At 65.5% G+C, this 17,204-nt stretch carries 16 protein-coding genes; 3 read left to right on the forward strand and 13 right to left on the reverse strand.

Annotated elements, in window-relative coordinates:
• Positions 1 to 136 precede the first annotated feature (136 nt).
• The 4 genes from QX071_RS29340 to QX071_RS29355 all read right to left on the reverse strand — a co-directional run bounded on the left by QX071_RS29340 (position 137) and on the right by QX071_RS29355 (position 4,446).
• Entirely contained in the window at positions 137 to 406 is a 270-nt protein-coding gene (locus QX071_RS29340) for an EscU/YscU/HrcU family type III secretion system export apparatus switch protein (RefSeq protein ID WP_315705673.1), read from the reverse strand.
• Complete coding sequence (locus QX071_RS29345; protein ID WP_315705672.1) at positions 403 to 2,049, reverse strand: flagellar hook-length control protein FliK; 1,647 nt, start codon at positions 2,047 to 2,049, stop codon at positions 403 to 405. Before QX071_RS29345 ends, QX071_RS29340 begins: the two co-directional genes overlap by 4 nt.
• Positions 2,050 to 2,106: 57 nt before the next feature.
• A complete protein-coding gene (locus QX071_RS29350; RefSeq protein WP_315705671.1) occupies positions 2,107 to 2,901 on the reverse strand; it encodes an ATP12 family chaperone protein in 795 nt (264 codons plus the stop codon).
• A gap of 150 nt (positions 2,902 to 3,051) precedes the next feature.
• Positions 3,052 to 4,446, reverse strand: a complete 1,395-nt coding sequence (locus QX071_RS29355) for an RluA family pseudouridine synthase (RefSeq protein WP_315705670.1) — start codon at positions 4,444 to 4,446, stop codon at positions 3,052 to 3,054.
• A gap of 100 nt (positions 4,447 to 4,546) precedes the next feature.
• Here QX071_RS29355 and QX071_RS29360 point away from each other — a divergent pair, with 100 nt between their 5' ends.
• Positions 4,547 to 5,494, forward strand: coding sequence for an alpha/beta hydrolase (locus QX071_RS29360; RefSeq protein ID WP_315705669.1), 948 nt, complete (start codon positions 4,547 to 4,549; stop codon positions 5,492 to 5,494).
• On the opposite strand, the gene QX071_RS29365 is transcribed toward QX071_RS29360, so the two are convergent.
• The 3 genes from QX071_RS29365 to QX071_RS29375 are packed head-to-tail and all read right to left on the reverse strand — an operon-like array spanning position 5,495 to position 8,657.
• Positions 5,495 to 6,829 (reverse strand): replication-associated recombination protein A, encoded by a 1,335-nt coding sequence (locus QX071_RS29365; RefSeq protein ID WP_315705668.1) that lies wholly within the window; start codon positions 6,827 to 6,829, stop codon positions 5,495 to 5,497.
• Positions 6,826 to 8,220, reverse strand: coding sequence for a DegQ family serine endoprotease (locus QX071_RS29370; RefSeq protein WP_315705667.1), 1,395 nt, complete (start codon positions 8,218 to 8,220; stop codon positions 6,826 to 6,828). Before QX071_RS29370 ends, QX071_RS29365 begins: the two co-directional genes overlap by 4 nt.
• 59 nt (positions 8,221 to 8,279) lie before the next feature.
• Positions 8,280 to 8,657, reverse strand: coding sequence for a helix-turn-helix domain-containing protein (locus QX071_RS29375; RefSeq protein WP_315705666.1), 378 nt, complete (start codon positions 8,655 to 8,657; stop codon positions 8,280 to 8,282).
• A gap of 115 nt (positions 8,658 to 8,772) precedes the next feature.
• Between QX071_RS29375 and QX071_RS29380 the strand changes: the two genes are divergently transcribed.
• Positions 8,773 to 9,789 (forward strand): zinc-binding alcohol dehydrogenase family protein, encoded by a 1,017-nt coding sequence (locus QX071_RS29380; protein WP_315705665.1) that lies wholly within the window; start codon positions 8,773 to 8,775, stop codon positions 9,787 to 9,789.
• Between the two features lie 41 nt (positions 9,790 to 9,830).
• On the opposite strand, the gene QX071_RS29385 is transcribed toward QX071_RS29380, so the two are convergent.
• Together QX071_RS29385 and QX071_RS29390 are read right to left on the reverse strand one after the other, a co-directional pair.
• Positions 9,831 to 11,141 carry a chloride channel protein gene (locus tag QX071_RS29385; RefSeq protein WP_315705664.1) on the reverse strand — a complete coding sequence of 437 codons (1,311 nt, stop codon included), beginning with the start codon at positions 11,139 to 11,141 and terminating at the stop codon, positions 9,831 to 9,833.
• Between the two features lie 111 nt (positions 11,142 to 11,252).
• Positions 11,253 to 12,047, reverse strand: a complete 795-nt coding sequence (locus tag QX071_RS29390) for an SDR family oxidoreductase (protein ID WP_315705663.1) — start codon at positions 12,045 to 12,047, stop codon at positions 11,253 to 11,255.
• 437 nt (positions 12,048 to 12,484) lie between these two features.
• On the opposite strand from QX071_RS29390, the gene QX071_RS29395 reads away from it, so the two are divergent.
• Positions 12,485 to 14,479, forward strand: a complete 1,995-nt coding sequence (locus tag QX071_RS29395; protein WP_315705662.1) for a methyl-accepting chemotaxis protein — start codon at positions 12,485 to 12,487, stop codon at positions 14,477 to 14,479.
• A 57-nt stretch (positions 14,480 to 14,536) separates the two neighbouring features.
• Here QX071_RS29395 and rplQ read toward each other — a convergent pair whose 3' ends face one another.
• The 4 genes from rplQ to rpsM form a co-directional block, all read right to left on the reverse strand.
• The gene (gene rplQ / locus QX071_RS29400) at positions 14,537 to 14,950 is read right to left on the reverse strand and encodes a 50S ribosomal protein L17 (protein ID WP_315705661.1); all 414 of its coding nucleotides are present in this window, start codon (positions 14,948 to 14,950) and stop codon (positions 14,537 to 14,539) included.
• Between the two features lie 146 nt (positions 14,951 to 15,096).
• On the reverse strand, positions 15,097 to 16,128 hold the full coding sequence (locus tag QX071_RS29405; RefSeq protein ID WP_315705660.1) for a DNA-directed RNA polymerase subunit alpha: 1,032 nt from the start codon (positions 16,126 to 16,128) through the stop codon (positions 15,097 to 15,099).
• Positions 16,129 to 16,244: 116 nt separating this feature from the next.
• A complete protein-coding gene (gene rpsK / locus QX071_RS29410) occupies positions 16,245 to 16,634 on the reverse strand; it encodes a 30S ribosomal protein S11 (RefSeq protein ID WP_012045029.1) in 390 nt (129 codons plus the stop codon).
• A gap of 127 nt (positions 16,635 to 16,761) precedes the next feature.
• A complete protein-coding gene (gene rpsM, locus QX071_RS29415; RefSeq protein WP_315705659.1) occupies positions 16,762 to 17,130 on the reverse strand; it encodes a 30S ribosomal protein S13 in 369 nt (122 codons plus the stop codon).
• Positions 17,131 to 17,204 lie beyond the last annotated feature (74 nt).

Consider the following 17,204-nt stretch of genomic DNA (forward strand, 5'->3'; position numbering starts at 1 on the left):
GCGTAACACCTCGGCAGCTGAACAGGCGGCCCCTTTGGCGACCACATCATGGTGAAACCATGGCGGCCCAAGATGCTCATTAAAGGTGTGCTATCTGTCATCCTCATCGCGTGCCACGCGATCCAGCGAGACGCGGCTAGACCACCCGTCCCGACAGCTTGAGCACGAACACCAGCACCTCCGCGACAGCCTTGTAGAGCTCTTCCGGAATTTCGTCACCGAGTTCGACATTGGAGAGCGCACCGGCGAGCACTTCGTTCTCCTCGATCGGGATGTCGTGCGCCTTGGCGACCTCGATGATCTTGGCCCCGATCGCCCCCTTGCCCTTGGCGACCACGCGCGGGGCGCCGTGGCCCTTGTCATAGTGCAGGGCGACCGCGAGCTGCGTCTTGCTGTCCGTGCTCATGATGCGCGATTCAGGAAATGGCCGGCTTTGGGCGGCGCCACCGGAGGCGGCGCGCCGTCCTGGATGACGATGTCGCCCGGCGACAACTCGGCGCGGGCGAGCGCCTGGCTCAATTCGCCCAGCCCGGCGCGCAAGCGCGCCGATGTCACCGGACGCTCCGCCCACATCCGCACCGAGGTCCGCTCACCGACCAGGCTGATCAGCGCGTGCACGGGACCGGCCGGCTCGACATCGATCGAGAAGCGCGCGCGCCAGACCCGTTTCGGCGCATCGGACGAGGCACCGCTGCCGTCTCGCGAGATCTCGAACTGCGCCATCGCGGTGCCCTGGCCGGTGGCAAACGGGATCTCGAAATTCCACCGCGGCTGCAACGGATCGGCGTGCGCGCCGGAAGCGTCGGTGCGATCCGGCAACGATGCGATCTGCAACAGCGTCTGCCGCGACAGCGCGGCGTCCGTCTCATCGAGCAGCCGATGCGCGATGGCCGACAGCGGCGCTTCCGAGGCCAGCGATGGCGTCGACACCGGCTGCGGCGTCGGCAGATTGCCGCGGAACGGCGGCGGCGGGGTGCTGGTCCGGACGATCACATCTCCGCCACGGCCGCTCGGGGCCGCGCTGCGCGCCGGCAACGATCCCGCCGCACGCGGGACCTGCTGCTGCGCCTCCTGCAGAAGGGCCAGCACCGTGCCGGGATTGAGCGATTGAGGCTTGGCCTGCGCCAGCGCGCTCGCCAAGGTGGCGCCAAGCGCATTGCCGGGCGCTGGCCCATCCGCCGGTGGACGCCCCGACATGGAGGCTGCCTGCGCGGCCTGCTCAGGTGGGTCCGGCACCAGCGACGGGGCCGGCATCTGCACGAGCTGCGCCGGTGCTTTTGCTGGCTGCGGCGTGGCCGGCCCATAAGGTGTCGTGACCACGCTGGCGCTTGCGCCCGGTGCGACGTCCCCTTCCGTCAGCAGGACGGAGGCGAGGGTCTGCCGCAACACGATCAGTGCCGCCTTGAGGTCCGGCGCGACGCCGCTTGCGACCGGCACGCCCGCCGCAAGCGAGGTTTCCAGAAACAGGCCGGAATTCTGGAACGCCTTCTGGACGTCCTCGCCGCTCAAGCTTTGAGCGAGCGGCATCTGCTGGCCGAGCACCTGGGCGATCGCCGCGCGCAAAGCCGGCGGCAGATTGGGTGAACTGGCGACCGTCGCAAGATCGGCGAACAATTGCCCCTGGCCGCCCTGATGGGTCGCGGCCTCTTCCGTCGCGATCGCGACCGCGATCCGCTCCAATCCGGTCAGCGGGTCTGCCGGGGGCGCCACCACGGGCGCAAGCGGCACGGCGACATCGATCACGGTTGCTGCGGTCGATGCGGCCCCATTCGTTGCGGCCGCTGCTCCGCCCTGCCCGACGATCGCGAGCTGAAGGCCTTGTCCGGATTGGGTGACCGCAACCTGCACGGTCTGCCCCGCCTGCAGCGCCAGGTCGCTGGCAAGCTCCATCGACAGATTGCCGATCGCGACCTGGACCAGGTTCTCCGCCAGCACCTGCTGCACCCTGGCGCTGAGCACGGTGCCGGACTGCAGCGCCGTCCCGGCCGTCGAGGTGCCGACGTTGCGGACGCCGTTCACCGGAGGTGACGGGGTGATACTCAGAACCATGGTACGCGCACTCGAGGTTACGGGTCCGGAGCTTAAGCGGACCCTCTAAACCTCGCGTTAACCGGCATTGTCCCAGGCGCGGTCCAAGGCGCGCAGGATCTCCGCGGCAGCGCCGAAATCGACCTTCCGGGCCGCCCGGCGCGCCAGCGCCTCCTCGTCAGCGCCCCATTGCTCGGCATTCCAATCCTCGTCCACATGGGCCGCAGCCCAGACCTGGTTGGCATCCCGCACGCCATGGAGCAGCGTCAGCGCCAGCAGCGCGGAGCCGGTGATGGTGGTGACCACGTGCGCGGCGGCAATCCGCCAGGGATCGAGCGGCAGCGACGCACGGGCCGCCTCCACGGCGGCATCAGGCTGCAGGACATGCATCACGCCCTCGGCCAGGATGAAATGCGCCCCCAGGCTGTCGCGCGCCCAGGCCAGCACAGGATCCCAATGCTGCGCCTCGCGCTGCACCAGCGCCTCCGGATGACCGGCGCGATAGAACAACAAGTCGGATTGCAGGTACTTGGCGACGTCATCGCGGACGAGTTCGGTGCGGTCGACCACACCCTCGATGACGCTGTTGGCAAATCGGGTCAGCGGCATCGTCATGGGATCGATGGTCTCGGCCTGCGCCTGCCATTCGGCCGCCACTGCATCGGCCAGTTCCTTGACCGGAACGGTGATGATCCGCGCAGACGGGCTGCGGATCGGCCGGTCGTCGAGCGTGATCACGAAGCCGCCGCCCTCGGCCTCCTTTACGCCAGCCTGTTTGTAGAACCGCTTGCGCTGAGGGCTGCGCATGGCTTCGCGCGCCTTCTCCTGCGGATCCGGCGGCGATTGACCAACCTCGTCGAACAATTCCCGCATGCGCACGTGCCTTCAGATCGAAATGAATGAGAGCATCGGATGTTCCCGGCCTTGTGTCTCCTGGCCCCGGCGGCAAGCGCCACATGGCTGCAACGCTGCCGATGGATATCCTGTCAATGTCGTCATCTCGCGCCGAACAGCAAGCGGAGCTTACTCCTCCGGCGCGTTCTCGATCGGATCGAAGCGATCGGCCTCGAGCCCGAGCAGATTCCAAGACTGCAGCATGTGCGGGGGCAACGGTGCGGTCGCGTCGATGACGCCGCCGCGCGGATGCGGGATGACGATGCGCCGCGCCAGCAGATGCAGCCGGTTCTGCAGGCCGCCCGGCAGCGCCCAATTCTCCTTGTTGAAGTATTTGGGATCGCCAACGATCGGATGGCCGATATGGGCCATGTGGGCGCGGAGCTGATGGGTGCGTCCCGTGACCGGCTTCAGCGACACCCAGGCGAGCTTGGTCGCGGAGGCCTCGACCACGGCGTAATAGGTCACCGCATGGCTCGCGCCTTCATCGCCATGCGCGGCGATACGCATGATGGTGTCGTCCTCGCCCTCATCCTTGGCGAGATAGGTCGAGATGCGCCCCTGCTTCGGCTTCGGCACACCGGCCACCAGCGCCCAATAGATCTTGCGCGCCGATCGGCTGCGGAATGCGCCGGTCAGATGCGTCGCGGCAAAGCGGGTCTTGGCGATCAACAGGCAGCCGGAAGTCTCGCGGTCGATGCGATGCACCAGCCGCGGCTTCTGGCCCTTGGCATCGCGCATCACCTCCAGCATCTGGTCGATGTGACGCGTCATGCCGGAGCCGCCCTGCACTGCGAGCCCTGCCGGCTTGTTGAGGACGAGCACGTCGTCGTCCTCGTAGAGCGTCATCGCCTTCAGGCTTTCCAGCGTCTTCCGCTCGGCCTCGGACAATGCGCCGCGCTCTTTCGGCGCATCGAGCTTGAGCGGCGGGATGCGCACGCTCTGCCCCTCCTCCAGCCGATCCTTGCTGTCGGCGCGCTTGCCGTCGACCCTGAGCTCGCCTTTGCGGACGATGCGCTGGATGTGGGAGAACGACAGGCCGGGAAAACGCGCCTCGAGGAAGCGGTCGACCCGCATGTTGTTCTCGTCGGCGGTCACCACGACGGTCTGCACCTTCGTCGGCAAGGGCTGCGCTTCCGGTTCAGGCTTGCGCGTAACCGGCTCCGCAGCAGCCCGCCGCTCCGTTCGCTCGAAGGCCGGCCGCGCCGGCTTGCCGGCGGGACGTTTGAGCGAGGGACGCTCACGCGAGCGCCGCTCCTCGCTAAAATCCTTCCGGCTATCCTTGCGACTGATTTTGCGCTCATCCTTGCGCTCGCCGCGCGGCGCGCGGTCCCGATCGCTCCTGGTCTCATTGCGAAGACCTGCGACGCGTTCGCTCTTGAAGCGATCGCTGCTCGGATTGTCGCGGCTTGGACGATCGCCCTTGGCGCGATCGCCGGTTGGACGAGGAGTCCGTACGCGCGCATCCTTGCGCGCGGCCGAACGATCCGATCGGGTTTCTGTTCGCTTGATGCGGCGGCTCATGGAAGCTGGGTACCCCAAAAGCCCCTGTCAGTCACGGCGGAATCACGATAAATCCGCCTGAAATCGGCTTTGTAGGCGGCTGAGGCGAGGAACGAATCAAATGAGACGGATCAAGCCGGCGCTGATGCTTGCTGCGGCGTGGCTGGCGACGACGCCTGCCCAGGCCCAGCAAAGCCCTATGCCGGACGACATCGCCTGGAAGCTGATCGAGATCGGCCGCGTGATCGATCCGTCGAAGACGGCTGCGATCTACGCTCCGCTGCAGCAGAAGGAGCCGTATACCGGCATCAAGGTGCAGCGGGATATCCGGTACGGTCCGGCCGAACGCAATCTGCTCGACGTCTTCACGCCCGAGGACGGCGCATCCTCCCGCCCGATCCTGATCTTCGTTCATGGCGGCGCTTTCATCGCCGGTAACAAGCGCACGACGCCGGACAGCCCGTTCTACGACAACGTCATGCTGTGGGCCGCCAAGAACGGTTTCGTCGGCGTCAACATGACCTACCGCCTGGCGCCGAAATGGCCGTGGCCGGCCGGCGTCGAGGACGTCGCCAGCGCCGTGCAATGGGTTGGCGCGAACGCGGCACAGAATGGCGGGGATCCCTCGCGCGTGTTCCTGATGGGGCATTCGGCGGGCGCGGTGCATGTCGCGACCTATGTCGCGCATCCCGAGTTTCACAAGATTCAGGGCGGCGGCCTTGCCGGCGCCATCATGGTCTCCGGCATCTACGATCTCACGGCCTCGCCACTGGGCGACAAGGAGATGGCCTATTTCGGCACCGATCCCTCGCGCTTTCAGGAGCGCTCGTCGCTGCAGGGCTTGCAGGCGTCCAGCCTGCCGCTGATGATCGCCTCCGCCGAACTCGACCCGCCGCGCTTCGTCGAGCAGTTCGACCTCCTGAAACAGGCGGCATGCAAGCGCCCGGCCGGCTGTGCGCACGCGGTGATGCTGCCGCAGCACAGCCATATGTCGGAGGCCTATTCGATCAACACCGAGGATGACCGGCTGACGCGCGAGATATTGGAGTTCGTGCGGACGGGAAAATAGCTAGATGCCGCCGCGCTCCTTGCGCAGCTTGGCCCAATAGTCGAGCCGCTTCCTGATCTCGCGCTCGAAGCCGCGCTCCGGCGGATCGTAGAACTGCTGCCGACCCAGGCTTTCCGGAAAATAGTCCTGGCCGGAGAAGGCATCTGGCGCGTCGTGATCATACTGATAGCCGGTGCCGTAGCCTTCGTTCTGCATCAGCTTGGTCGGCGCGTTCAGGATGTGCTTGGGCGGCAGCAGCGAACCGCCCTCCTTTGCCACCCGCTTGGCCGCACCGAACGCCTTGTAGGCCGCATTCGACTTCGGCGCGGTCGCGACATAGATCACGGCCTGCGCGATCGCGAGCTCGCCCTCGGGCGAGCCCAGGAAATCGTAGGCATCCTTGGCCGCATTGGCGATCACCAGCGCCTGCGGATCGGCGAGGCCAATGTCTTCCACCGCCATGCGCACGATGCGCCGCGCCAGGAACAGCGGGTCCTCGCCGGCATCGAGCATCCGCGCGAAATAATACAGCGCGGCATCGGGATCGGAGCCGCGCACCGACTTATGCAGCGCCGAGATCAGGTTGTAATGGCCGTCGGCGGATTTGTCGTAGATCGGCGCGCGGCGCTGCAGGATGTCCTGCAGCTGCACGGCATTGAAGATCTCGTCCTTGCGCGCGGAGCGCCAGACCTCTTCGGCGAGCGTCAGCGCGGCGCGGCCGTCGCCATCGGCCATGCGGATCAGCACGGCACGTGCTTCCGGATCGAGCGGCAGCTTGCGGCCTTCGACCGCTTCCGCATTGGCGTAGAGCTTTTCGATCGCGGCCGCATCGAGCGAATGAAATACCAGCACACGCGCGCGCGACAGCAACGCGGCGTTGAGCTCGAAGGATGGATTCTCGGTGGTGGCGCCGACCAACACCACGGTGCCGTCTTCCATCACGGGCAGAAAGGAATCCTGCTGCGCGCGGTTGAAGCGGTGCACCTCGTCCACGAAGAGCAGCGTGCCCTTGCCGGTCTCGCGGCGCGCACGCGCGGCGTCGAACACCTTCTTCAGGTCGGCGACGCCGGAGAACACTGCCGAGATCTGCTCGAAATGCAGCTCGGTCGCGTCGGCCAACAGCCGCGCGACCGTGGTCTTGCCGGTGCCCGGCGGCCCCCAGAAGATCAGGGAGCCGAGCGTGCGCGTCTCCAGCATGCGCGTCAGTGCGCCGTCGGGGCCGAGGATGTGATCCTGGCCCACCACGTCGGAGAGCTTGTGCGGCCGCAACTTCTCCGGAAGCGGACGGGGCGCATCCTGCTCCAGCCCCGCGGCGGCGAAGAGACTTGGTCCCTGTTGTGGGCGCTTCGCGCTCATCCGCCGAGCGTGACGTTGATCTGTTGGCCGCCGCGCAGGAGCGTGATGCGCCAGACCCGAGCAGCGTCACGGGAGGCCTTTTCGAGCTCCGTCGTCTTGGCGATGCGCTGGTTGTTCACGGCCATGATGATGTCGCCCTTCTGGAAGCCGACATTGGCTGCCGCCGTGCCGTCGCCCGGCTCGACAATGACGACGCCTTCGGTATCGGCATCCAGATGCAGCTCGTCAGCGAGCGCAGGCGAGACGTTGGCGACGCGCGCGCCCTGGAACGGCGAGCGGCCACTGATGACGATCTCGTTGCGGCCGCCATCGGGCGCAGTCTCCAGCGGCATCGCCAGCTTCACCGGCTTGCCCGCGCGCTGCACCTCGACATCGGCGGTGCCGCCCAGCGGACGGGTGGCAAAACGATAGTCGAAGGCGTTGGGGTCCTCGACGGCCTGGCCGTCGATCGCCGTGATCAGATCCGAGGCTTTCAATCCCGCGCGGGCCGCCGGGCTGTTCGGCACCACGCTGGCGACCAGCGCACCGGTCGGCGAGCGCAAGCCCAAGCTGTCGGCGATCTCAGGCGTCACCGCCTGCAGCTTTGCCCCGAGCCACGGACGCTTCACCGCCTTGCCGCCGCTCTTGGCCGAGGCGACGACGACGCGCACCATGTTGGCCGGAATGGCGAAGCCGATGCCCTGCGAGCCGCCGGAGCGCGAATAGATCGCGGTGTTGATGCCGGCGAGCCGCCCGGTCATGTCGACCAGCGCGCCGCCGGAATTGCCGGGATTGATCGGCGCATCGGTCTGGATGAAGAACTGATAATCGGTGATGCCGACCTGCGTCCGCGCCAGCGCCGAGATGATGCCGTGCGTCACGGTCTGGCCGACGCCGAACGGGTTGCCGATCGCGAGCACGACGTCGCCGACCATCAGCTCGTCCGAATTGGCGAAATCGAGCGTCGGGAACTTCTCTTTCACGTTCTTGAGCTTCAGCACCGCGAGATCGCTGCGGGTGTCCTTGAGCACGATCTCGGCCTCGAACTCGCGCTTGTCCGACAGCGAGACCTTCACCTCGTCGGCGCCCTCGATCACGTGCACGTTGGTGACGACGAGGCCGGACGGATCGACCATCACGCCGGAGCCGAGCGAGCGCTGCATCTGCTCCTGCTGGCCTCCCTGCAGCCCGAAAAATTTGCGGAAGATCGGGTCATCCAGGAACGGGTTGTGGTTCTGCACCATCTTGGCGGCGTAGACGTTGACCACCGCGGGCTGCACCCGTTGTACGATCGGCGCATAGGACAGCCTCAGTTCGGCCGGCGAGGACGGCACGCGGCGGTCCTGCGCCAGCGCGGGAGCCGCAGCCAAGACCGAGAGCAGCAGCGCGGCGAAAGTTCTGATCAACGTCATTCGGCGAATCCTGGAATTGAATGCCTTCGATATAGGCGGAACGTGAGGGACGGCCAAGCTTAGGCCGCGGGATGAGGCGTTTTGACGGTGTCGTGAACGGGCCCGCAGGACAGCCGTTCCTGATGGCTCTCACCCCAGGCCTTGAGGATGTCGATGACCGGCCGCAGGCTCTCGCCGACCTCGGACAGACGGTATTCGACCCGCGGCGGCACCTCCGCATAGACCGTCCGGATGATCAGCTTGTCCTCCTCCAGCGCGCGGAGCTGCTTGGTCAGCATGCGCTGGGTGATCCCAGGCATCCGCCGCCGCAGCTCGCCGAAGCGCTGGCTGCCCTCCTGCAGGTGGTAGAGGATCACCCCCTTCCACTTGCCGTCGATCAGATCGAGCGTAGCCTCCACCGCGCAGCCGGGCCTGCGTTCAAAATCGCGCCGTTTCACCGAGACTTCCCCAATAGTATCCAAACAGGGACTAGTTCCCTGTTTTTACAGTACTTGCGTATTCAGCGCCAGCAGGAGAGGAAGCGCGCACGCGCCATTCAAACGGAGGTTCACGATGAAGGCCGTCGGTTACAAGAAATCCCTGCCGATCGAGGATGCGAACGCCCTGATCGATGTTGAAATCGCCAAGCCCGAGCCCAAGGGGCGCGACCTCCGGGTCGCGGTGAAGGCGGTCTCGGTCAATCCGGTCGATACCAAGGTGCGCAAGCGTGCCGCTCCGCCCGAGGGGGAGATCAAGATTCTCGGCTACGACGCGACGGGCGTGGTCGAGGCGGTCGGCCCCGAGGTCACGCTGTTCAAGCCGGGCGACGAGGTGGCCTATGCCGGCTCGATCCAGCGCCAGGGTACCAATTCCGAATTCCACCTGGTCGACGAGCGCATCGTCGGCCGCAAGCCCAAGAGCCTGTCCTTTGCCGAGGCCGCCGCTCTGCCGCTCACCTCGATCACGGCCTGGGAGCTGCTGTTCGACCGGCTCGGCGCCGTCCCTGGCAAGAGCCTGGACCCGCGCACGCTGCTGATCACCGGCGGCGCCGGCGGCGTCGGCTCGATCCTGATCCAGCTCGCGCGCCGTCTCACCGGCCTCACCGTGCTCGCCACCGCGACCCGGCCGGAATCGCACGACTGGTGCCTGTCGCTTGGTGCGCATGCGGTGATCGATCACAACAAGCCGCTGAAGGAGCAGATCGAGGCCTTGAAGCTGCCGCCGGTCGAGCTCGTCGCGAGCCTCACCCACACCGAGCAGCACTATAAGCCAATCGTCGATTTCATGGCCCCGCAGGGCAAGTTCGGCCTGATCGATGACCCGGCCGAGTTTGCCGCGACCGCCTTCAAGGGCAAGGCGATCTCGATCCATTGGGAATCGATGTTCACGCGCTCCTCGTTCACGACGCCCGACATCATCGCCCAGCACAACCTGCTGAACGACGTCGCCGACCTGATCGACAAGGGCGTGATCCGCACCACGCTCGGCGAGCACTACGGCACCATCAACGCCGCCAATCTCAAGCGCGCCCACGCCCTGATCGAGAGCAACAAGGCGCGCGGCAAGATCGTGCTGGAGGGGTGGGCGTAAGCCGGCAAAGCTCTGCAGGGTGGGCCGCCCGGCCTGCATCATCACGACTTCGATGCAGCCGCCTCTTCCGCCTTCGCCACGAAGCCCTTGGCGAGCGCGTGATAGAGCCCCTCCTCGCAGATCAGCCGCGAGGTGCCGTAGGCGATCAGCGAGGCCATCATGACCGGCACCACCATCGCGTGGTTGTCGGTCATCTCGGTGACGATGACGAAGGCGGTAATCGGCGCCTGCACGACGCCGGCGAAATAGGACACCATGCCGAGCAGCATGATCGGCGCCAGCGGCGTATCGTGAAACAGCGAGGCGACATTGGCGCCGAGCCCGGCTCCGACCGCCAGCGACGGCGCGAAGATGCCGCCGGGAATGCCGCTGATCGCGGCAAAGGTGGTGGCGAGGAATTTCAACACGCCGAAATTCTGCGGCAGCGGCGTGCCGGTCTCCAGCGCCGACTTCACCTGCGCGTAGCCGGTGCCATAGATCATGTCGCCCGAGACCAGCCCGCACAGCGCAACCGCGAGGCCGCACACCAGCGAGAACGCCAGCGGATAGCCCTTGATCGTTCGACCAACAGCCCCAGGCAGCCCCCGCGCCATCGTGATCAGGATGCGGCTGAACAGCCCGCCCATGGCGCCGCCCACGACTCCGCAAAGCGGGATCGCCAGCCAATCGATGCCCTTGCCGAGCGCGATCGGGGTCGAGCCGAAATAGGTGTAATTGCCCATCAACGCCAGCGAGGTGAGACCGGCGGCAATGACCGTCGCGATGACGAGGCTCGAGGTTCGGGTCTCGTAGGCGCGGCTCATCTCCTCGATCCCGAACACGATGCCGGCGAGCGGGGTGTTGAACGCGGCGGCGACGCCCGCCGCCGCACCCGCCAGGATCAGGCCCGGCTGTCGCCGCGGCGACAACCGGCCGAGTGCGAACATGATGGAGGCGCCGATCTGCACGGTCGGACCTTCACGGCCGACCGAGGCGCCGCATAACAGACCCAACAGCGTCAGAACGATCTTGCCGATCGCGATACGGATCGAGACCAGCGGACTGCGCGCGCTGGTGTCGGACAGGTGCCGTGCCGCGATGGCCTGCGGAATGCCGCTCCCTTGCGCATTGGGGAAGAAGCGCCGGGTGAGATACACCGACAGCGCAAAGCCTGCCGGCGTCACGACCAGCGCGGCGTAGCGAGAGAACGACAGCAGCCAGTTGAAGGCGAGTTGGGCCTGGTCGGCGAGTTTTGCCAGCGCCACCGCCGCGGCGCCGACAACGAGGCCGCCGGCGAGAAAGATCGCGCGCCGCTGCCAGCGCGCCGAGGTCAGCTTCAGCCACCGCTTCCGGCGGCGAGAGATCATGGTCATCAAGCAAGATTCGGTTCAAGGGACGGGTATCCCGGCGCCCTACCCTCGACGAAAATCCGGCGGCGGTCCAGTGCGGCCACGGACCCGACAGGCCGCCGGCGGAAGCATGCGCTATGCGATCGTATCGATGATGCCGCCTTCGACCCGCAGCGCGGCGCCATTGGTCGCGGAGGCTTCTTTCGAGGCCGCATAGACCACCATGTTGGCGACCTCATCGACCCCGGCAAAGCGCTGCAGCAGCGAGCCCGGGCGGTGCTGCTTGACGAAGGAGGATGCGGCCTCGTCTTCCGATTGACCGTTCTGGCGCGCGAGGTCCTTCACGAAGCTCTCGACGCCTTCGGACATCGTGGGTCCGGGGAGAACCGCATTGACGGTCACGCCGGTGCCGCGCGTCAGCTTGGCGAGCCCGCGCGAGATCGCAAGCTGCGCGGTCTTGGTCATGCCGTAATGGACCATCTCGGTCGGGATGTTCAGCGCCGACTCCGAGGAAATGAAAATGACGCGCCCCCAATTGCGCTTCAGCATGCCCTGCATGTAAGCGCGGGCCATCCGCACGCCCGACATCACGTTGACCTCGAAGAAGCGGCTCCAGTCCTCGTCGGGAGTCTCGAAAAAGTCCTTCGGCTCGAAGATGCCGGCATTATTGATGAGAATGTCGACCTCCGGCAGCGCCGTGACGATCTCGTTGCAGCCTGCGACGGTCGCGACGTCGCCAGCGACGCCGCGAACCTTGGCGTCCGAATGCGCGGCCTTGAGCTTGGCAACCGCCGCATCGACGCGATCCCGGCTGCGGCCGTTCAGGACCACCTCCGCGCCCGAACCCGCCAGGCCCTTGGCGATTGCAAAGCCGATGCCGGCAGTGGACCCCGTCACCAGAGCGGTTTTTCCGGAAAGATCGATCTTCATTCAAAATCTCCTCATGTGCGGACGATGTCGGCATCGTGAGATCGAGTCGCAATTACAGCTCACTCATCTGTGAAGCAGGCCTATCGAGACTGACAATCGCACGACGGAAATAACGGCGCGACACCGGCGCGGCGCGTTCATCGCTCTCGGCTCATTGGAGAAACGACGTTCACGACACCTCAATCGCCTTCAACGCGAACGTCGATCCGTCGCGAGCGGCAACTACAAGGACGCGCGCACAGAAGGTCATGAATTCGTCACATGCGACATAGAGCCCTCCCTACCTAATTACTTCACGAATTCTCAACCCCTGCTCGCTAGGCCGTGCGCGCAAAAGGACCGGCGGCTTCAGCGATGCGCATCGCAGACTGCTGCCTCAAACAACAACAAAGTCCCCCACATACTGGCGTCGGACCTTCTCGACAGGAATGCAGGACATGTTTGCGATCGCTCATCCCGACAGCCGAACTTCGAAGATCCTGCGCCGTCTACGCCCAAGTCTGAAGACCCAGATCGCGATGCTCGGCATCTCCGGCGTGCTGGTCGTCAGCGCCACCTGCCTCGGCGGCCTGGATCATGCCGCGCGAATTCAACGCGTGTCGGACGACAGCATGCGATTTGAAGCGGAACTAGCCTCGCTCTCGGATGGATTTCTGGAGTCGCAACAGCTCACCGCGCGCTTTCTTCGCACCCATGACGAAGGACTGATCAAGAAGCACACCGACCGCATCGCGAAGGAACTGCAGGCGCTGGAGACGATCGAGGCTTATGCGGCGGCGGCGCCGGATGGCGATCCCGTCAAGCAGATCGGCGCGCTACGCAGCGGCATCAATCTCTACGCGACGCGCTTCCAGAACATCGTCGGAGCTCAGCGCATCCTTGGATTGAGCGAAAGCGACGGATTGCAGGGCAAGCTGAGCACTGCCGTGCGGCAGCTCGAAGCGAAGCTCGCCGACGTCGACGAGCCGCGGTTGCGCGTGCTGATGCTTTCGATGCGCCAGCACGAAAAGGATTTCATGCTGCGCGGCGAGGAGAAATTCGGCGATCAGCTCAATGAACGCGAGAGCGAGTTCGAGACTGCGCTTGCCGCGACCACCTTAGGCGCCGGCGCCAAGTCCGACATCGTGGCGCTGGCGCGCGGCTACAAATCGGCCTTCGCCGGCGTCATGGTCTCGCGCCAGACGCTTGCCGACCAGGTGGAAGACCTGGAACAGATCTACGACCGCACCCGGCCGGCCTTCGTCAAGGCGGCGGCGGCCGCGTCCGCGCGCTCGCAGGCCGCCGAGCGCAAGGCCGAGGATTTCAGGCAGATGCTGACCTGGGTCACCGCGATCACCGCGTTGACGCTTGCGCTGCTCGCCGTGTTGTTCGGCCGGCGCGTCGCCGGATTGATCAGCCGAATGAGTGCCGCCATGCATGAACTCGCCGCCGGCCGCTTCGATGTGGTCCTGCCCGGACTCGAGCGCAGCGACGAAATCGGCGAGATGGCGCGCGCCGTCGAAACCTTCAAGCGCAAGGCCGAGGAGAAGGCTCGTTTCGAGCTCGAGGCGCGGCTGCAGGAGGACCGTCGCGCCGCCGAGCGGCACAAGGCCGAACTTGCGACGCTGGCGGCCGCTTTCGAAGCCGCGGCAGGCAAGGTGATCGAGCAGGTCTCGTCCGCCTCGGAGCAGCTCGCGACATCAGCGCATAGCCTGACCGATACCGTGCATCACACGCAGGCGCTGTCCACCGCCGTTGCGACCGCGTCCGAGGAAGCCTCGGCCAACGTCCAGCACGTGGCCGCCACGACCGAGCAGATGATGATGTCCGCCTCCGAGATCGGACGGCGGGTCGAGGAGTCCGCTTCGATCGCCCGGGAGGCCGTACAGCAGGCCAAGCAGACTGACGATCATATGGGTCAGCTGGCGTCGGCGGCCGAGCGAATCGGCAGCGTCATCCAGTTGATCGCGGCGATCGCACAGCAGACCAACCTGCTGGCGCTGAATGCGACGATCGAGGCCGCCCGAGCCGGCGAAACCGGCGCCGGCTTCGCCGTTGTTGCGCAGGAGGTGAAGACGCTGGCCAAGCAGACCGCCGATGCGACCGCGGAAATCCGCGAGCAGATCGCCGGCATCCAGACCGCGACCAAGGAATCGGTCGGTGCGATCAGCGGAATCGTCGGCACCATCGGCCGCATCTCCGAGATCGCATCCACGGTCGCGACCGCGATCGAGGAGCAAGGCTGCGCCATCCGCGACATCGCCCGGAACATCCAGGGTGCGTCGGAGCGGACCTCCCAGGTCGCAGGCAGCATCGGCGAAGTGACCAAGGGCGCGTCCAAGACAGGCGAGGCGTCCGCGCACGTCCTCAACGCCGCGACGCTGCTCAGCGAGGGCAACGACCGTCTCCGGCATGAGCTCGACAGCTTCATCGCCACCGTTCGCGCCGGCTGAGGCGCAAAAAAAACGGCGCCCGAAGGCGCCGCTTTGAAACCAGTGATCGGATCAGCCTCAGGCCGCTTCCGAGGTCTCCTGCACCGGACCGGAATCCTGGCCCTTGGCATCGACGTCGCGGTCGACGAACTCGATCACCGCCATCGCGGCATTGTCGCCGTAGCGGAAGCCGGCCTTGATGATGCGGGTGTAGCCGCCGTTGCGGTCCTTGTAGCGGGGCGCCAGCACGTCGAACAGCTTCTTGGCCATCGCCTCGTCGCGCAGCTCCGAGACCGCCTGGCGGCGCATCGAAAGGCCACCCTTCTTGCCGAGCGTGACCAGCTTCTCGACGATCGGACGCAGCTCCTTGGCCTTCGGCAGCGTGGTGACGATCTGCTCGTGCTTGATCAGCGCGGCGCACATGTTCGCGAACATCGCGCGGCGATGCTCGGCGGTGCGGTTGAGCTTCCGATGAACCTTGCCGTGACGCATTGTCTATTCCTTCAGTTTCAATCTGCCGCGACGGTTCGTCGGACATTTGCTCAGGTGGGCTGCCTGCGTTCGCCCGGTAGCAGCAAGTGGCGAATGGAGAATAGCGAGTAGGTCTGCCCTATTCGCTACCCCTACTCGCCATTCGCTCAGTAGTGATCCTCGAAGCGCTTGGCGAGCTCGTCGATGTTCTCCGGCGGCCAGCCCGGCACTTCCATGCCGAGATGCAGGCCCATCTGGGCCAGCACTTCCTTGATCTCGTTCAGCGACTTGCGGCCGAAGTTCGGGGTGCGCAGCATCTCCGCTTCCGACTTCTGCACGAGGTCGCCGATATAGACGATGTTGTCGTTCTTCAGGCAGTTCGCCGAACGGACCGACAGCTCGAGCTCGTCCACCTTCTTGAGGAAGGCCGGGTTGAAAGCGAGATCCGGAATGATCTCCTGCGCGACTTCCTTGCGCGGCTCTTCGAAGTTGACGAAGACGTTGAGCTGGTCCTGCAGGATGCGGGCGGCATAGGCCACCGCGTCCTCCGGCGAGATCGCGCCGTTGGTCTCGATCGTCATCGTGAGCTTGTCGTAGTCGAGGATCTGGCCCTCGCGGGTGTTCTCGACCTTGTAGGAGACCTTGCGGACCGGCGAGAACAGGCTGTCGATCGGGATCAAGCCGATCGGCGCATCCTCAGGACGGTTGCGCTCGGCCGGCACGTAGCCCTTGCCGGTCGTGACCGTGAATTCCATGCGGATCTCGGCGCCCTCGTCCAGCGTGCAGATCTGCAGATCCGGATTGAGCACGACGACGTCGCCGACGGTCTGGATGTCACCGGCGGTGACTACACCCGGCCCCTGCTTCTTCACGACCATCCGCTTCGGGCCTTCGCCCTGCATCTTGATCGAGATGTCCTTGATGTTCAGCACGATGTCGGTGACGTCCTCGCGGACGCCGGCGATCGAGGAGAACTCATGCAGCACGCCGTCGATGTGCACCGACTGCACGGCGGCGCCCTGCAGCGAGGACAGCAGGATGCGGCGCAGGGCATTGCCCAGCGTCTGGCCGAAGCCGCGCTCCAGCGGCTCGGCAACCACGGTGGCGAAACGGGTCGCGTCGGAACCCGGCGTGACCTGGAGCTTGTTCGGCCGAATCAATTCTTGCCAATTTTTCTGGATCGTCACTGTTTCACCCATACGGGCCAGTCTATCCCGGTCTGATCGACTGGCGTTGGAGATCCGCGCATCAGATCGCGGCCATCGAAATATCTCAAAAGCACAAAGAGGCGGACGATGGGCCCGCCTCCGTCACATCACACACGCCGACGCTTGCGCGGACGGCAGCCATTGTGCGGGATCGTCGTCACATCGCGGATCGAGGTAACGGTGAAGCCCGCAGCCTGCAGCGCACGGAGCGCCGATTCACGTCCCGAACCCGGGCCTGCGACCTCGACTTCGAGGGTGCGCATGCCGTGTTCCTGGGCCTTCTTGGACACGTCCTCCGCCGCGACCTGCGCAGCATAAGGAGTCGACTTGCGCGATCCCTTGAACCCCATCGTGCCGGCCGACGACCAGGCAATGGTGTTACCCTGTGCGTCGGTGATGGTGATGGTGGTGTTGTTGAACGACGAGTTCACATGCGCGACGCCGGAGGCGATGTTCTTACGCTCGCGACGACGAACGCGTGTGGCTTCCTTGGCCATATAAGTACCTTTCTTACGATCTCAACGCCGCCGTAGTACCAGCGGCTACACCAAAAAGGCGAATGGTAAACGGCGAAAAGCGAATAGGGCTTCCCCTACTCGCCATTCGCCACCCGCAATCCGCCAATTACTTCTTCTTGCCGGCGATCGCCTTGGCCGGCCCCTTGCGCGTACGCGCATTGGTATGGGTGCGCTGGCCGCGCACCGGCAGGCCGCGACGATGACGCAGGCCGCGGTAGCAGCCGAGATCCATCAGCCGCTTGATATTGATGCCGGTCTCGCGCCGCAGGTCGCCCTCGACCACATAGTCGCGGTCGATCACTTCGCGGATCTGCAAAACTTCCTGGTCGCTCAGCTGATTGACGCGGCGATCCTCGGCAATCTTGACCTTGTCCAGGATGTCGGCCGCGATCTTCGGGCCGATGCCATGGATGTACTGGAGCGCGATCAGAACGCGCTTATTGGTCGGGATGTTGACACCGGCAATACGGGCCACGGACTTCTCTCCTGTCGCCGATCCGTTGCGGAGCGGCTTTCGTTCTCGCTATCTCGGGCAGATGTCCGCAAACG

It is taken from the genome of Bradyrhizobium sp. SZCCHNS1022 (genome assembly GCF_032484835.1).
Classification (GTDB): Bacteria; Pseudomonadota; Alphaproteobacteria; order Rhizobiales; family Xanthobacteraceae; genus Bradyrhizobium.

What these genes read in the sequence shown, in the direction of transcription:
- QX071_RS29340 (WP_315705673.1), bottom strand. Translation starts at nt 406, where the DNA reads ATGAGCACGGACAGCAAGACGCAGCTCGCGGTCGCCCTGCACTATGAC.
- QX071_RS29345 (WP_315705672.1), bottom strand. Translation starts at nt 2,049, where the DNA reads ATGGTTCTGAGTATCACCCCGTCACCTCCGGTGAACGGCGTCCGCAAC.
- QX071_RS29350 (WP_315705671.1), bottom strand. Translation starts at nt 2,901, where the DNA reads ATGCGGGAATTGTTCGACGAGGTTGGTCAATCGCCGCCGGATCCGCAG.
- QX071_RS29355 (WP_315705670.1), bottom strand. Translation starts at nt 4,446, where the DNA reads ATGAGCCGCCGCATCAAGCGAACAGAAACCCGATCGGATCGTTCGGCC.
- QX071_RS29360 (WP_315705669.1), top strand. Translation starts at nt 4,547, where the DNA reads ATGAGACGGATCAAGCCGGCGCTGATGCTTGCTGCGGCGTGGCTGGCG.
- QX071_RS29365 (WP_315705668.1), bottom strand. Translation starts at nt 6,829, where the DNA reads ATGAGCGCGAAGCGCCCACAACAGGGACCAAGTCTCTTCGCCGCCGCG.
- QX071_RS29370 (WP_315705667.1), bottom strand. Translation starts at nt 8,220, where the DNA reads ATGACGTTGATCAGAACTTTCGCCGCGCTGCTGCTCTCGGTCTTGGCT.
- QX071_RS29380 (WP_315705665.1), top strand. Translation starts at nt 8,773, where the DNA reads ATGAAGGCCGTCGGTTACAAGAAATCCCTGCCGATCGAGGATGCGAAC.
- QX071_RS29385 (WP_315705664.1), bottom strand. Translation starts at nt 11,141, where the DNA reads ATGACCATGATCTCTCGCCGCCGGAAGCGGTGGCTGAAGCTGACCTCG.
- QX071_RS29390 (WP_315705663.1), bottom strand. Translation starts at nt 12,047, where the DNA reads ATGAAGATCGATCTTTCCGGAAAAACCGCTCTGGTGACGGGGTCCACT.
- QX071_RS29395 (WP_315705662.1), top strand. Translation starts at nt 12,485, where the DNA reads ATGTTTGCGATCGCTCATCCCGACAGCCGAACTTCGAAGATCCTGCGC.
- rplQ (WP_315705661.1), bottom strand. Translation starts at nt 14,950, where the DNA reads ATGCGTCACGGCAAGGTTCATCGGAAGCTCAACCGCACCGCCGAGCAT.
- QX071_RS29405 (WP_315705660.1), bottom strand. Translation starts at nt 16,128, where the DNA reads ATGGGTGAAACAGTGACGATCCAGAAAAATTGGCAAGAATTGATTCGG.
- rpsK (WP_012045029.1), bottom strand. Translation starts at nt 16,634, where the DNA reads ATGGCCAAGGAAGCCACACGCGTTCGTCGTCGCGAGCGTAAGAACATC.